This window comes from Rhizobium sp. BG4, from assembly GCF_016864575.1.
Classification (GTDB): domain Bacteria; phylum Pseudomonadota; class Alphaproteobacteria; order Rhizobiales; family Rhizobiaceae; genus Rhizobium.
This window is the reverse complement of record NZ_CP044125.1, coordinates 2,967,685-2,981,937: the sequence shown is the minus strand read 5'-3', so window position 1 is coordinate 2,981,937 and position 14,253 is coordinate 2,967,685. Positions and strand designations below refer to the sequence as shown.

Below are 14,253 nucleotides of genomic sequence, written 5' to 3'. Positions count from 1 at the left end.
GGCGACGCTCGTTTGTCATTCGGTGACCTCGAAAACGTCCGCATTGTCCTGGATTTCGCGCAGCCCCTTGTAGGCGGCGTGTCGTAATTTGCCGTCGTGTGTCCAGGATCGGTACTCGATCTCCGCAATGAGCGTGGGCTGCGACCAGATGATGTTGCGGCGCTGGCCGTCGCATTCGACGGGAGCCTTCTTCGTCTGCAGTTTGTCTAGCATCGATCGAAGGGGTCCGGCATCTCGCTCTTTAAAGCCCGTACCGACATTTCCGACATAGACCAGGTCGTCGCCCCTGCGCGCAGCAATCAGAAGGCTGCCGATACCTGCACGGGCAACGAGCGACTTCTCGTATCCGACGACGAAGAACGCATCGCTCCGGATGCATTTGATCTTTAACCAGTCGCCGCCCCTTCCCGACGTGTAGGAACTCTCCCGGTTCTTGGCGATGATGCCTTCTAAGCCGTGCTCACAGGCTGCGCGGAACACCGCGGACCCCTCGCCTTCGATTTCCTCGGAAAACCGGATTGGACCTTCGCCGCTTTGCAGAAGACCTCCGAGGAGATGGCGACGGCTGGACAGTTCCATGGACCGGATGTCGTGGCCATCGAAATAAAGAAGATCGAAGGCGAAGAAGGAGCATACTGCCGATGGCTCTGTGCCACCGCGGCCGCCAAGCGATCTCTGCAAGAGGCCAAAATCCGGCCTGCCCTCGGCATCGAGCACCACTGCTTCACCGTCCAAGATGGCGGTTGCGACACCTAGCTCCCGCGCAGCCGCAGCGATGCCGGGAAACCTATGGGTCCAGTCATAGCCGCCTCGCGTTAGAATACGGACGCGGCGAGGCTCGATATGAACCGCAAGCCTATAGCCATCGAACTTTATCTCGTAGAGCCATTGTTCGCCGACAGGAGGCTTCAGCTTCGACAGCGCGAGGCACGGCTCGATGCGATCAAGCATGGGATCCAGCGGTAAGTTCGGCTGTGCAGGATCTCGCTTGCGCCGGACACGGCCTCTCAATGGTGCGTCGTCGGAAAGCAGTGGTTTCGAGTGAGGTTGATCGGTCATGCGTGGATTAGTTCAGGAAACACTAAAGGACGGATTGCATGCCCGGACGGCCGGGGTAAACTCGAATCATCATCCTGTTGGATGCATTTCTCCGACCTCCACCTGCCCCGCTCCGGCGGGGCGTCCTTTGATATCCATGCGATCTGACGCTTCCATTACACGATACCTTTCGCGGTCATCGTGATTCACATGGAGGGCATCGCGTTTTCGTCCAGAGTGCGCGGCACATCTACCGAAGTCGGACGGGCGCTAGACGAAGATCTCAAAAACACAAAGGCGCTCAACCCGTCATCGGGGAGCGCCTTCGTCACCCACGGCGATGGCATCCTGCGACGATCATGTCACGGCTGCCGGTCTCGATTTGGGTGGTATTCGATAAATTGGCTCGGGCGCCGGCCAATTCAAGGCGGGACGCACTCGACTTTCAGAATCGAAACGGCCGGAGGTGCAGTATCGCATGCATGTCCGGCCGTCCTGGCTCTTTCGCGGCCGTCCGACCTAGGTCGACCCGGTTGTCGCGATTTGGTGGATTTGTACCCCGGGCGCGACGTTAGGGCAAGGGAACCGTGGTGTTGGCCTGCGCAAGCCGTTCTTCAGCGAACGGGCTTCACTTCGTCTCCAGTGCACGGCGTTATTGCGGTGACTGACGCTCCGGCTCGTCAGATCGACGGACCGTAGCTGTTCTGCGGGATGCTACGGATGGAGCAGCGGGTTGTGGCGAAGGAGCAGAGACCTCTTGCGCTGGCGTCATCGCGGGCTGATGGCGCTGCTCAGGCTCGCCCCGTCGACGTTGTGCGGCCGAACACGAGTTCGCCCTGATACTAGCCGTCGTCTGCTCCGAGGCGATGTACTCGACGCGCAACAAATGAAGTATAGTCACGCCAAGCTTGGCGGGCTTCGCAATCAGGATGAAGGCAAGGATCGCAACGAGGAGGATGATTGCAGACGGCACAGCGTACAGCATAACATCCAACAAGCCACCGCGACCCTTCCGGAACAACCGTTCCATCTGAGTCTCCAATGAACCCTAAGGGTTCTGTGCAACTGTTGGAGTTCTGCCGCCGTGCTGTGAATAGATCCCGGTTGCTGGACCGGATAGATCACCACGTCTACTGCGGAATCACTCACTAAAACATAAGTTTGAACATAAGTTTGCGTACCAGCATACGTTGGCATTTCAATTCACCTTGGCACCCGCCAACTTTCGGTGGTGACCAATCGAGCAAAGCATATATGCGACCAACGGATGATGACAAGAGGCGATTTACACTTCATTAACCTTTGAGATTTTCGCGCGAGTCGTTGGCGAATAGCCGTAACCTGAGAGGCCTTCGTCGTGACCTGGTATTGCTGGTTGAAGGAATGGCAAACGCTAGTGGGATCGGTGATCGCTGTCCTAGCAGCGTTGGCCACGATTTGGATGATGTGGCTCCAGTCGCGTCAAGAAGGCGAGCGACACAAAAAAGGTCTTGAACGCAAGAAATTAGCTTCGCGCGCGCGAATGCCGGACGCGCTGAGTGAGATGAGTGCATACGCGCGCACCGTCGGGCGGGCGCTCATGGACAACTCGAAATTTCCAGCAGCTCCAGCTGCTGCGATGCAAACCCTAAAGGAAATCATCGAGCACATCGACGACAACGAGGCCGAGAAAACTTTCGAACTCGTATCCTGGTATCAAGTGCAACATGCACGCCTTACCAACGGCAACAAAAAATACCATGGCGTAGAACTAGACGATCTTCTCTACGACGCTGCTCTCTTACAGGCCCACATCAATAGACTCTTCGACTACGCGCGGAACGAAGAGCAATCGACGCCGGTCCGCAAGGCGACGCGGAGCGAAATGATCGATGCCCTTAAAAACATCGTGACGATTGCATCATGGGCAGGTGAGAAGGATCAAATGGCAGGTGTGATCACGCTCATTGAACGTCGACATGAATGACAGGCGGCCTATCCCGCTGCAAGACCAAGGATCGCTTCCACGACGGCCGACAGCGGCTCGGCCCTGGAAATCCGAATGCCTCCTTCGTGACCGAACCCATCCTGCGCATATTGGATGAAGGTTACGTCGACATCGCGAGCCGCAATTCTTAGCTCTTCTGCAACCGTTGGATCGAACTCGGGATCCACGACCACTGCGTACGGCGCCAACAACCTGGTCAGCTGGGCCGCGTGTCCTTTGGCTGTTCCCGCGCGAACGTCCGCCCCGAGCTGCTGCAGCTCGAATTCGAGCTTCGACGCCTCAGACTTTTCGAGCATCAGGATGATGATGGCGCCGTCCAGCGGCAGATCGTCTTGCGTTTCCAAATCCGAGTTCCTTTTACATTGGGCAGGCAGACCAGCGGCCAGACCCGAAACAGACGTCGCGCTTGATAGCTTTGAGTTGTTCTCGGGCCGTTAACAGGTGCGACGAATCCTTGTGCCACTGCCAGCACAAGGATTCGCACTTGCAGACCTCAACGCGTTGTCTGAGCTTTGCCTCCGGCCACCCGGGATCGGTTGTCACTCGGGCGCCGCTCCCCGTCCCGAAACACGATATCTCGCACATCACTGCCCGGGATAACGTCGCGACGCTCCAGTTCGGCCACGAGCCGTTCGATCCCGGCCCGGTTCTGCGTGACGATCTCGCAAGCCCTGGCGAGCTGCTCAGATAGCACGTGCTCCACCTGCCGCCGGACATCGACATCGTTTTCGCGCAATCTCTGAAGGAGATCCGGTGTCGGTGCGTGGGTGTAAGCCAGAGTCTGCCCCATCGCGAATACGGCGACCATAAGGGTGGCCAGATCGGTTGCGAGCTGCAGGTCCGATCCCACGAAGCCCCCGGCTCCATCGAAATGATCACCGTAGAAGACCTTTTCGGCAGCGATGCCACCCAAGAGCATGGCGATCTTATTCAGGTAGGACTGCCGACTTCGGAAGGAAGGAGGCGGAACTTCCCATTCGACATATCCCTGCGCCGGCTGTCCGGCCACTTTCTGCCTGACGACGACAAGGAACCTGACTTCAGCAACGGAGAGCGCGAGGCCGACCGCCGCATGGCCGGATTCATGAACACTGGCAATCCGACGCTCCTCGCCCTCGAGCGCCTTCAATGGCGGCACGAGCCCCAGAATGTCCGCGGCCTCGACGAGCCGCTTCTGGCGCCTCGCAAGCCGCTTCGCGTCCGCAACATACTGTTTGAGGTCGGCGCCGGAACGCCCGACGGTCGCAGTTGCGATGGTCCGGAGATCGTCAGGTCTAATTGAAGCGTCGCCGAGATGAAGTTCGACAATCTGTGCTCTGGTCTCGAGATCGGGAAGCTGCAGCGCGAAGTGCCGATCCAGGCGGCCCGGCCTTCGGAGTGCGGGGTCGACCTTGTCGGGGTAATTCGTGGCGCCGACGACGACCACGCCGGGTCGACCGCCGGACCCATCGAGCAGCTCGAGCAGAGCGTTCACGACTTCGATGTTGTAATCGACGTTCTGGCCAACGAACGCGCCTCTATCTCCGATCGAGTCAATCTCGTCGATAAGCAAAATGGTCGGGCCATCCAACTCGGCTTCGTGAAACGATCTCCGCATCGCTCTCAGCATGTCACCAAGATGTCCCTTGCTCTGCCACTGGGCGGACGATGTCGCGATGAAGTTCGCGCCGCACGAGCGAGCCAGTGCAGCGGCGAACATCGTCTTCCCGGTGCCGGGCGGCCCACTGAGCAACAGGCCGGATGACACGTCATCCCATCCAATCCGGTCCCGGCGCCAGTCCTTTAGATCGACGATGAGATCGAGCGCCCATTGCTTGGCGTCTCCGTATCCTTCGAGGTCCTCGATCTGCGGCTCCCAGGGTCTCGGCTTTACGAACCGCACGGGCTCCTTTGTCGTCGCCAGTTTCTCCAAAACGACGTCCAAGGGCCGTCCAGGCCGAAGGGCCAGAAAGAGCGTGTTTGGCGGATAGGTCGCGAGCTGCCGAGCCGTTTCCAGCGGCATCTGCATCTCAACCGAAGACTTTGCCGCCGCCACCAGGTGCCGCGGATTGATCGGCGCGACATCGACGATTTCATCCAGACCGACAGTGAGTTCGAGCGGGATCTCGGCTCCGTCCTGGATGAGCACGATGACGGCGGGCTTATGCCGGGTATTGTAGATCGCATCTGACGCGTCGATGTCCCCTGGCTTCGAAGCGGCTGCAAGAATGGAAATAGCGTATCGGTTCAGTCCGACGGACTGCAGGATTGTCTCAGTCGCATCCTTGTAAGCATCGATCCGCGCGGCGGGCGGAAGCCGCAGTCCGAGAAGGCGATCAACCGACAGGAACAGCTTGCCGCGACGCAGCGCGGTTCGGATAGCGCAGACATAGGTATGGACTTCGAGCGTCGAGGCACGCTCGGCCAAGGAAATAATTCTCATCGGAAAACCTCAGACAGTAGCGCGGCGGACAATCGTGTCGGGCCCGAGCGGGGCTTCATCGAGATCGACTATGATGAAGCCCTTGAGGATCATCGCAGCGATAGACTGCATCGGCTTGCCATCTCGGATCGCCGACAGGCTCTCGGCGAGCGTCAGCGAACCGTGTTCTTCCAACGCCATCTGTATCCGGATTCTGTCGCCCAGCGCCGCCTCCCATCCCGCGTAGCGAAGCAGGTCGCGCGCATTCTGCAACCTCGGGAGTGAAGCGAACTCCGACGTCGCGACGAACTGGTATCGGCAGCCGAGCCGCCTGGCGGCGTCGTGGATCCATACCGGAGCTGCCGGCATCGCACCGACATCGATAAGCACGGCCGCGTTGTCCAGGGACACCTCGAAATCAACGTGGTGCTGGCGTAGGTCATCAGGCCCACTTCCCCCGATAATTGGCTCGGTGACGCAGCGCCATGAGACGACGTCTGCTTCGAGATCGAGTAGGCACGCGTAGTCCCTGGCCGCCCGCGATCGGAAAAGCGGTTGGCCCAGGCACTTGAGAGTATGTGTCGGAAAGTAGGTTTGGTAGATCGGCAGATCGCAAGCGTCACGGCTCGCAGAATGAGCACGCAAGGTCGTCATGACCTTCAACTCCATCTGAATACGATATCGGTGGCAACGGGACCCGTCCCGCAATCGGTCAACGTATTCGGAGAGTGGAGAGGTGCTCGGTGCTCATGAAGGAACAGATAGAGAACGCGCCGGGCGCAGTCAACCGAAAATTTACCGTGATTTTCCGATTGCACGCCTCCCGGGAAAAGCCGGAGGAGCAGCAGACCTTAAAAACGTGTCCTGTAACGGTTCAATTCGGTAACGACCGTTACGAAATTGGGCTGCGGAAACAACAAGCTAGATCGATGCCGATCGAAACCTTTCCGGGTGTTCTTGTTGCGAATGCGATCGCCGGTTACGCTCCGCCATCGAAAGTGCAGAGAAATGATCAGGGATCGAGGTCGCCGTCGGCAAACGGACCCGGTTTTGCAAACAGCTCCTCAAGCGTTTGCTTCACGGGTTCGAAGGTGATGACAAATCTGCCGTCGGTATCGGCAACTCTCTGAGCGCCCCGCGTCTTGGCCGCATCGAGAACCTCTCGGATGCGATCCTCGGCATCATGTCTTTGCCAATCTGAACTTTGCGACATGGCGGCCTCTTCTTGGACGACTGGACTCGCACTGTAACATTGAATTCGAAAGTGCCTACCGTTTTTCAATAACCAGCCCTCTGCCCAAACAGGAAATCTAGCGTGAGTAAGTCGCTGCTTCTGATGGACACGGACATTGTGAGTTTCATGGGAAATCCCAATGCCCCCGCCGGACTCCGGCCATGGCTCCTCGAAGTCGGCGTCCAACGCTTGGCGCTATGCTACCCCGTCATCGCCGAACTGATGCGCGGCGCCAATCTGAAGGTCAGGGACAATCCCGCCAGGGCGATAGCGATAGCGAACTGGGCGAAGGAGCTGATCGCAACATCCTTCCACTTTCCCGAAATGACGGCGGACGTGGCAATGAAATATGCGGAGATGACGGCCACCCCGAGCCTGAAGCACATGTGGACGGTCCACAGCGGCCAGAAGAGCAACAGGCTCGGACATGACCTGTCGATAGCTGCGGTGTCGATCATACATCGGATCCCGATCATGAGCGCCAACGTTCACGACTATCTCGTGATCGACCAGCTATTTCCCATCCCCGGTCTCTATCATCCGCTGGAGGCGCGCTGGTACATCAACCCACCCTTCCCGGTGTCGCTGCCGCAGTTTGATCCCTATGCCTCGGAGGCGGATCAGGTATCTTTGCCCAGCCTGCGGCGTAGGCAAGCAACCGAGGGATCGGCACCGCTGCCGGTATGTTGATTTCACGCGAGCTGAACATTGGCACCCGACATGTCGGCCGCCGTGCCCATTTCGGCAGGCTGTTATTTTGTTAGAACATCACCTGCCATTGAAATCCTTCTTTTACCGGAACCGTTACACAACACCTCAGAGCGGTACGCGAAGTCCGCTGAGGCATTAAACGGGATTGGCTGCCTGCGATGGCTAAGCAAGATCAAGTGGTAACGCTTGCGGCAGAGGAACTCGGCGGGATAATGCGCCAGGTCGCCGCGCTCCACCTCCAAGCCGCCGAACTGTTGGGCAATATCCGTGGCATCGCTCGCGCTGAACATGGAAAGCGCAAGAAGGGGACCGCTGTGAGCTCCCTCACGGATACCGAGCTTGAATCCGTACTCTCGGAAAGGATCGACGTCGAGGACGTCCGTGCCCTGATGTTTCTCGCCACGGCCACTGAGAACGTTCGGGAAGATTTCCGAGAAAAGATGATCTCGCTCGAAACCGTGAAGCTGATCGCCGCAGCCGCGCCCAAAGTTCGCGCAGAGGCATTGCATGTCCTTGCGAGAAATAGGCGTCTCTACCCTTCAGACGTGAAGGAGATAGCGAAACGGATTGACCTGGATCCTACAAGTGAATGGCAGCAGTCAGAGAGATCCAGGCTGACGCACCTTGAAACCTTGAAGGATGAGCGACTCTTCAGCGTCAAAAGAGGCGTGGACAGACTGGGGGTCGCTTTTGCTCGCTTCCACGATAAGTTCATGCGGGACGACGAAGGATTGGTGACGCTTATCGAGACCAAGACTGAGGCCTACAAGCGCGCCTACAATGAAGTCATTGCTCGTGCTCGAAGCGTCCTTCCCGAGATAGAAGCGCTTTTCTGCCAGCCAACTGGGACCGAGGCTACGACCCCGGAAGTTCGAAAGCTTGGGTTCGCCATAGCAGCCGTTCAACGCCTGGCCCGTGGGGGTTTCGCTCACAACGCGGGGCGCGGCGTGGTGCATTCTTCCGAAGTCGTCGCCCTCGGCCACGCCCTCGCATACATCGGGAATGCCGGTGCCCCGCCCAACGAAAAGCGCCGGGCGAAACATCTCAAAGTTCTCGAACTGTGCGCCGGTGCCGGCGGCATGTCCATCGGCCTCATCGGTGCCGGATACGAGCACGCGGCACTATTCGAAAGGAACCAGGATAAAGTAGACACGCTAAGGCGGAACTGGCCCACTTGGGGTGTGGAGAAGACGGACATCCGGAAAATCTCCGATGCGAGGTTGAGGCAATATGCTGGGATCGACCTTCTGGCAGCGGGTCTTCCCTGCGGCCCGGTCAACAGACCGAGGGGAATCCCGACCTGTTCAAGCGGGTGTTTGACATCATCGAAATCGTGAAACCGCGGAGCGTGATGCTACAGTACGACAAGAAGCAGCGGCAGAGGGAAAACGAGGAGGAACAAGCTCCCTATCTGGCTCGTCTGCACGACCTCGGATACAAATTCACTAAATTCGATCTGGATACAGCGCACTTTGGATTGCCGCATTCGCGCCAGCACCAGTTCATAATCGGGATCCGAGCCGATATCTCGGGCGTCTTCTGGAACCCACAAGCCCTTGCCCCTGTCACCCGATATGTTCGCGCAGCGCTTGCGTCATCTATAGCCGGCAGCCGGGTGCTGCCGGCAAAATCGGCTGCTCAGACGAAGTACAACGACTGGGCTTCCCAGTGGGGAAATGACCACAGCGAGAAGATGCTCCCGAGCGTTATCCGTGAGGCAATCAAAGACCCCGTAAGGATGGAACCTTGGATCGAAGCTGGATTCAATCCTTCCCAGATACGGTTGAACGCCCCGAGGGTGGGGGATAAGGAACTTGAAGATCAAAAGTTCATACCATTCCTGACGTTCGAAGTTCTCGCATTGGCGCAGGGCTTTCCAAAAGAATGGAAGTTCTTGGCTGAGAGCCCCTCGGGACAGCTGAAGATGATAAAAGAGGCACTGCCGCCGGTGATGGCGAAAGTCGTTGCAATGTCTATCCGGTCTTCGCTGACGGGCGAAGCAGTCGATCTCGACAGAGCGATCGTTGAACCAGTTATCCGCACATCTCGAGTTGGCAAAGGAAGGCTTAGACTCAACGGCGGACCTGGCCGCTGGCACGGAATCCTTCCACCCCCGCGCTTGCTTGCAAAGGCCGAACGAGTTCTCGCCGGCGAGGACATTGCGAAAGTCGCCGCCAGCTTGAAGGAACGCAAGGCCCTCAAGATCGCCGTCGCACAGGTTGAAGAGGAAAAGGCACTCCTGGAGGCGGAACGCGAGGCCAATATGCCCGGACGTTACCTGCCAGCTTAGCCCTTGTATGTGGGATACGGGTCTTGGTAGCGAAGATCGCGAATGGTTTTTACCAGGTGCTCGCGGTCGAGCTGATAAAACTCCTCGATGAATCTTCCGTCGATCCGGAGCGTCGCGTTGGAGTCATGCAACCGCATGCTGATCTCGATGTCTCGCCCCGACTCGTCCCTGAACCTGAAGGATTCGACAGGCGTTTCCTGCCCCTCCTGATAGCGCTGCTCGATTTGAGCATCCTTGAAGAATTGCGAGACGAGTTCGTAGTGATCACCGAAATTCGGATTGACGATGCAATTCGGCACGCCGACCCAAGCCGGAACAGGCTCGTGATGCTCCAGAACGAAGGCAAGATGTTCAAACCTTCCTTCGCTCTCGGCTTTGACCTCGAAGCGGCTGGCGTGAAACTTCTTCCAGGATACGAAGCCGGTCTGCCCAAGAACGCGACATCCCCAGAGGCCAATGGAAAGATGCGCGTTTTCCCATGAGCGGTCTTTGCCCTCGAAGATGATCCGGACGGGCGAGAACTTCCCGTCAGGACTCGTTGGCACGAATTCGAGTATTTGGCTGTTCTCGTCGAGATAGCGGACATTGGGCTTGAGGCCGAGCTTTTTCAGTACCGGTTCGAGAGCTGCCCGCGTCTCCATAACCCGCTTCACCATCATGTTCGCCATTTGTGCCTCTCTGGATGATCTCTTGGCAGGATCAACCAACGGCTCGCAAGTCACGATGGGCGACAGTAATTGTTGACAATCATGAAGGATTCACAAGCATTAAATGAGTAATGCGTGTCAACAATTAGAATAGTTGATGAATTCTCGCACGCGCGCGAGAGATTACACCCAAGTTCCTATAGTTCAACTCTTCGCGTGCAAAATAAACGAGTGGACAATTAACCATTTTCATCGTAGTCGATTCGCGTATTCGACCTCCCACCTATCGGACAACACCGATGAAGCTATTAAGAGTACGTGAATTTCGAATATGATGTTCTAGGGGAAGGCTCGCAGGAGCGCCCATTGGCACCTGCCGTTCACCTTGGCGAACGCGCCTGAAGCGCAGTTCCATATCCCCATTTTCCTAAAAACCTCCCGCAAGAACTTTCTTCAGTCCCTGGTCCTGACTCCGTTGCGCTGGCCTCATATCCGTTGAGCCGGAAAGCAGGAGATGACCGATGCCGAACGCAAACACTGAAGTCGCACCGACCAAACCGATGGATCGGCGCGCCTTGAAGGCAGCAGGCACAAAGGCACACACCGGGAATCGCCGGGCGGTGGCCAGCCTGCGCCCATCGAACAGCGACTTCGCCATCCTGGCGCAGCGCGACTAACCCAAACCGCTCTGTCCGCTTTTCGCGTCATTGGCGCCGGCGGCGAAGCTATGTCCAAACGAAAGGACCACCACATGCCCAACCCTGCCCCAACCACGACGGCAAGCATCCTCTCAAGACCACCGAGGTGCCGTCGCACCACCCCAAGTCCCCGCTCCTCCCTGCCCTGGTCGAGGATCCGAAGAAGGCTCGACACGCGAAGCTCAGAAGCGACTTGATGGAAAGCGCAGAAGTTCACCCTGCCATCCTATCGTGGCTCTGCCGCCGCGATTGCGAGCGACCTCACCTCACATCGGCTCTCGCATTGGCGATGGTCGTCATGGTGCGCAACCTTGAGAACCCCGCGGCCGATCCTACCCGTGCTTACGGCGTCTATGAGAACGTATTCGCCTTTAGCTTGAACATTGCTCGTCAGCTTGGCCAGTCGCTGGACAAGCTCGGAAGGGCCGACTTCGATGAAGCCTTCGCCTCAATGGGAAGCGACGGGGATATCGCCGCCGCACTAGGCCGCCAGCCGATGATTGTCGAACACGGCTCGGCCGGACGCATCCGTCGCGAACTCTGGTCTGCAGGCTTCCGCGAGCCGGAAGTTACGCGGCACATGGTCAAACTTGGCGTTGTGTAAACCGTCAGGCGGCAGCTGGGCTGCCGCCGCACAGCCCCTCATTCGCTCATAAGGAAAATAAAAAATGTCACAGAACACCCTACTCGTCTCTCGCTTCGACCCTGCCATTCCGGAAGTCTTCCATGCCGGACTCCGCCAGTGGGCCGCACAAGACGTGGCCGGCGACTATTCAGACGACGAGCAGACGCTCTTCCGTTCGATGGCGCTCGCCTATGCAAGTTCGACAAAACCGACGATGCGCCAGCTCTATGACGATGTATGCGAGATGCTCGACGAGGACGAAAAGCGCAGCGGTATCACGACGCCGAAGCCCCTCGCCTCGACATTCCGACGCCTCATCCTGAGCCTGCCGTCCGACTTCGTCGACTTCATGCGCTACGGGCAGCCGGCCAGCCGCTTCGCCATCCTCGAAACCGCCCGGCCGTTCGTCGAACAGACCCGCATCTGAATCTACTGGAAGGAAGATAACCGTGTTCACAATCAACTCTGGTTCGAAGTGCATGCAGGCCGTACTCGATGAGTGCCGCGAACAGTCTGCCAACGCTCTGACTGATATTGCGCAATCGGCAGCAGCATATGCCCAGTCTCAGCCTGAAGGCGGGCATCGCCCGGCATATCAGGCCTACGAGCGAACCGTTCTCGACGAGGCCCTGGCCGCAGCCGAAGCGCGACCAGATCTCGAGCACGAGATCTGGTCGGTGCTCACGTTCGTGATGGGCGAGCTGAACCGCCAGCTGGAAGCTCTTGATGCTCCGCCGTTCCGGATCATCAGCTTCGAAGCGTTCGGCGAATGGCTTGATTGGCGCGCCAGCACCACGGAAGTGCCCGATGGTTTTGCTGCCGGTCCCATCCCGCTGCGCCATCACCTCAACTGAACCCTTATCCAGCCAAAGCCGAAAGGAACCGAAATGGACCTCGAACACCTCTCCTCCGTCCTCAACGAAATCAGCGACCGCATGAACTATGCACCTGACCCGGCAGCGGTCGAGGAGCACCTCTCCACGCTTGTCGCATTCGAACACTGGGTGCTGGACCTGATGACGCGCGATGCACTGTCCATGCCCGGACACGAGTGGGATTTCTGGAATCTCATGGCCGGATCGTTTGCCGAGTTCAATCGCGAACTGCGGTCGGCCGGCGCCCCGAGCTGAAGCTCGTGACCTTCGAGGTCTTCGAGAAGATTGTCGCTTCGGCCGCAGTCTCCACGAGCTCTCCCAACTAGCACATCCCGGATAGCCGGCACTTCATCGGGTTCCGGCACCGCCAGCCTCGTACTGCCACCCAGCAAACATAGGAGTTGACTATGGCCCTCGGCCGCCGCCCGCCTCGCATGACACTCTCGATCAAGGTTCAGTCTCGAGGACTGATTGAGAAGCATCTGCTTCAGACCCTGCCGCCCGAGCTCGAGCAGGTTCCTATAATTCCTAGCCCCAGCGTGTGGGCGCGCCTCTCCACAGAACAGCAGACGCGCTTCAAGCAGATGGCGCCTTGCATCGTGCGCGTAGTCGACGACCAGACCTAGTCTCCTGCGCCAGACAGGCGCAGCGCGACAAATCCCGACAACTACTCCGGCCGGCTTATCGCGTCACAGACGACGCCGGCGGAGCTTTGTCCAAGAAAGGAAACAGAAATGCCCCAGTTGCTCATCCGCCTCGACGACAAGCTCCATTTCAGGCTCCAACTGCCCGATACGTTTCAGCTCGTCACGAAAGACCGCCTCAACCACTTCAGCGGCCGCAAGTTCGACACCGTCGTGGAACGCGAACTGCCCGAAAGCGATGACGGCAGCTCGGAAGAGCGCCGCTTCAAAGCCGTTGTGGCTGCTCGCCCCAAGCACCTCAAGAAGTGAAATCAACCTTTAGAAAGGAGGATCGTATGGATCCCGCTAACAACTCCCGCATGCAGGAAACACCGCGGCTCGGCAGCGTAGCCATCTATCGCCGCATCGCCGAGGCTGCCCTTCGAATGGCTGACAACGGACGGGAAATCGCATCGTACGATACCCAGGAACTATTCTGCAAGGCAGTCGGCGACTACGTCGGCTCCACGCGCCGCCGCGCGATCAGCGACTGCTACCGACAGCTTCAGTTGCATGTCTCCAGCACTTGCGGGGACCTTACGCATCTTCCGTCCGAGCGGACGTTCCGCCGTCGCATCGCGAGCGTCGATGCCGAAGCCATCCCGGCACAGCCACATGACGGCCGCTAGTCGTCACATGAACACACCAACCAGAAAGGAGGATCCGATGGATCCTATCAGCTCCCCGCTAGTCGGCGTCGGCGCGCCAGTGCGCAAGCCCGGAATCGAAAAAGCGTTTCGTCGCGTCGCCGAGGTGACAGGCACCTCGGAAAATGGCGTGATCACGGTTCAGTGCACCGAGGTCATGATCCAGTTCGAGACCGCCGTTCTCTATTGCGTGCACTCGATGCTTCGGCCCTCGGTCATTGATTGCTACCGCTGGCTGAAAGCCATCGTCTGGCGGGATCACGGCAGTCATGCAGGGTTGCCCTCTGAAAGTACGTTCCGGCGCTGCGTCAAGCGCGAGCGCGTGAAAATCGCCACGACAGAGGCTGCGGCACGCAAAGCTGCGCGCCTCGCCAAGCGCAACTCCCCCAACTTGACCGCTACGTTTTAGAACTGAGG

The 14,253-nt window shown here is 58.4% G+C and carries 19 protein-coding genes; 14 read left to right on the top strand and 5 right to left on the bottom strand.

The window, feature by feature from the left end:
• Positions 1 to 15 precede the first annotated feature (15 nt).
• Positions 16 to 1,059 carry a non-homologous end-joining DNA ligase gene (gene ligD, locus F2982_RS14960; protein ID WP_203428287.1) on the bottom strand — a complete coding sequence of 348 codons (1,044 nt, stop codon included), beginning with the start codon at positions 1,057 to 1,059 and terminating at the stop codon, positions 16 to 18.
• Positions 1,060 to 2,395: 1,336 nt separating this feature from the next.
• On the opposite strand from ligD, the gene F2982_RS14955 reads away from it, so the two are divergent.
• Positions 2,396 to 3,004 carry a hypothetical protein gene (locus F2982_RS14955; RefSeq protein ID WP_203428286.1) on the top strand — a complete coding sequence of 203 codons (609 nt, stop codon included), beginning with the start codon at positions 2,396 to 2,398 and terminating at the stop codon, positions 3,002 to 3,004.
• Positions 3,005 to 3,012: 8 nt separating this feature from the next.
• Here the strand turns inward: F2982_RS14955 and F2982_RS14950 are convergent, their stop codons facing one another.
• The 3 genes from F2982_RS14950 to F2982_RS14940 all read right to left on the bottom strand — a co-directional run bounded on the left by F2982_RS14950 (position 3,013) and on the right by F2982_RS14940 (position 6,080).
• Positions 3,013 to 3,369 (bottom strand): hypothetical protein, encoded by a 357-nt coding sequence (locus F2982_RS14950; RefSeq protein ID WP_203428285.1) that lies wholly within the window; start codon positions 3,367 to 3,369, stop codon positions 3,013 to 3,015.
• Positions 3,370 to 3,518: 149 nt separating this feature from the next.
• Positions 3,519 to 5,447 (bottom strand): AAA family ATPase, encoded by a 1,929-nt coding sequence (locus tag F2982_RS14945; RefSeq protein WP_203428284.1) that lies wholly within the window; start codon positions 5,445 to 5,447, stop codon positions 3,519 to 3,521.
• Positions 5,448 to 5,456: 9 nt separating this feature from the next.
• Complete coding sequence (locus F2982_RS14940; RefSeq protein ID WP_203428283.1) at positions 5,457 to 6,080, bottom strand: hypothetical protein; 624 nt, start codon at positions 6,078 to 6,080, stop codon at positions 5,457 to 5,459.
• A gap of 89 nt (positions 6,081 to 6,169) precedes the next feature.
• Here F2982_RS14940 and F2982_RS14935 point away from each other — a divergent pair, with 89 nt between their 5' ends.
• The 4 genes from F2982_RS14935 (at position 6,170) to F2982_RS14920 (ending at position 9,661) form a co-directional block, all read left to right on the top strand.
• Positions 6,170 to 6,556 (top strand): hypothetical protein, encoded by a 387-nt coding sequence (locus F2982_RS14935; RefSeq protein ID WP_203428282.1) that lies wholly within the window; start codon positions 6,170 to 6,172, stop codon positions 6,554 to 6,556.
• Positions 6,557 to 6,741: 185 nt separating this feature from the next.
• On the top strand, positions 6,742 to 7,350 hold the full coding sequence (locus F2982_RS14930) for a type II toxin-antitoxin system VapC family toxin (RefSeq protein ID WP_203428281.1): 609 nt from the start codon (positions 6,742 to 6,744) through the stop codon (positions 7,348 to 7,350).
• A gap of 179 nt (positions 7,351 to 7,529) precedes the next feature.
• The gene (locus tag F2982_RS32040) at positions 7,530 to 8,708 is read left to right on the top strand and encodes a DNA cytosine methyltransferase (RefSeq protein WP_203428280.1); all 1,179 of its coding nucleotides are present in this window, start codon (positions 7,530 to 7,532) and stop codon (positions 8,706 to 8,708) included.
• The gene (locus F2982_RS14920) at positions 8,684 to 9,661 is read left to right on the top strand and encodes a DNA cytosine methyltransferase (RefSeq protein ID WP_203428279.1); all 978 of its coding nucleotides are present in this window, start codon (positions 8,684 to 8,686) and stop codon (positions 9,659 to 9,661) included. The genes F2982_RS32040 and F2982_RS14920 overlap by 25 nt, the downstream gene beginning before the upstream one ends.
• On the opposite strand, the gene F2982_RS14915 is transcribed toward F2982_RS14920, so the two are convergent.
• Positions 9,658 to 10,329, bottom strand: a complete 672-nt coding sequence (locus F2982_RS14915; RefSeq protein ID WP_203428278.1) for a hypothetical protein — start codon at positions 10,327 to 10,329, stop codon at positions 9,658 to 9,660. The genes F2982_RS14920 and F2982_RS14915 overlap by 4 nt on opposite strands.
• 500 nt (positions 10,330 to 10,829) lie before the next feature.
• On the opposite strand from F2982_RS14915, the gene F2982_RS14910 reads away from it, so the two are divergent.
• The 9 genes from F2982_RS14910 to F2982_RS14870 all read left to right on the top strand — a co-directional run bounded on the left by F2982_RS14910 (position 10,830) and on the right by F2982_RS14870 (position 14,245).
• Entirely contained in the window at positions 10,830 to 10,985 is a 156-nt protein-coding gene (locus F2982_RS14910) for a hypothetical protein (RefSeq protein WP_203428277.1), read from the top strand.
• A gap of 217 nt (positions 10,986 to 11,202) precedes the next feature.
• Positions 11,203 to 11,610 (top strand): hypothetical protein, encoded by a 408-nt coding sequence (locus tag F2982_RS14905; protein WP_203428276.1) that lies wholly within the window; start codon positions 11,203 to 11,205, stop codon positions 11,608 to 11,610.
• 64 nt (positions 11,611 to 11,674) lie between these two features.
• Positions 11,675 to 12,058 (top strand): hypothetical protein, encoded by a 384-nt coding sequence (locus F2982_RS14900; RefSeq protein ID WP_203428275.1) that lies wholly within the window; start codon positions 11,675 to 11,677, stop codon positions 12,056 to 12,058.
• 22 nt (positions 12,059 to 12,080) lie between these two features.
• Positions 12,081 to 12,485, top strand: coding sequence for a hypothetical protein (locus F2982_RS14895; protein WP_203428274.1), 405 nt, complete (start codon positions 12,081 to 12,083; stop codon positions 12,483 to 12,485).
• Positions 12,486 to 12,518: 33 nt separating this feature from the next.
• Complete coding sequence (locus F2982_RS14890; protein ID WP_203428273.1) at positions 12,519 to 12,761, top strand: hypothetical protein; 243 nt, start codon at positions 12,519 to 12,521, stop codon at positions 12,759 to 12,761.
• Positions 12,762 to 12,913: 152 nt separating this feature from the next.
• On the top strand, positions 12,914 to 13,132 hold the full coding sequence (locus F2982_RS14885; protein ID WP_203428272.1) for a hypothetical protein: 219 nt from the start codon (positions 12,914 to 12,916) through the stop codon (positions 13,130 to 13,132).
• Positions 13,133 to 13,240: 108 nt separating this feature from the next.
• On the top strand, positions 13,241 to 13,459 hold the full coding sequence (locus tag F2982_RS14880) for a hypothetical protein (RefSeq protein WP_203428271.1): 219 nt from the start codon (positions 13,241 to 13,243) through the stop codon (positions 13,457 to 13,459).
• 26 nt (positions 13,460 to 13,485) lie between these two features.
• Positions 13,486 to 13,818, top strand: coding sequence for a hypothetical protein (locus tag F2982_RS14875; protein WP_203428270.1), 333 nt, complete (start codon positions 13,486 to 13,488; stop codon positions 13,816 to 13,818).
• Positions 13,819 to 13,855: 37 nt separating this feature from the next.
• Positions 13,856 to 14,245 (top strand): hypothetical protein, encoded by a 390-nt coding sequence (locus F2982_RS14870; protein ID WP_203428269.1) that lies wholly within the window; start codon positions 13,856 to 13,858, stop codon positions 14,243 to 14,245.
• Positions 14,246 to 14,253: the final 8 nt, after the last annotated feature.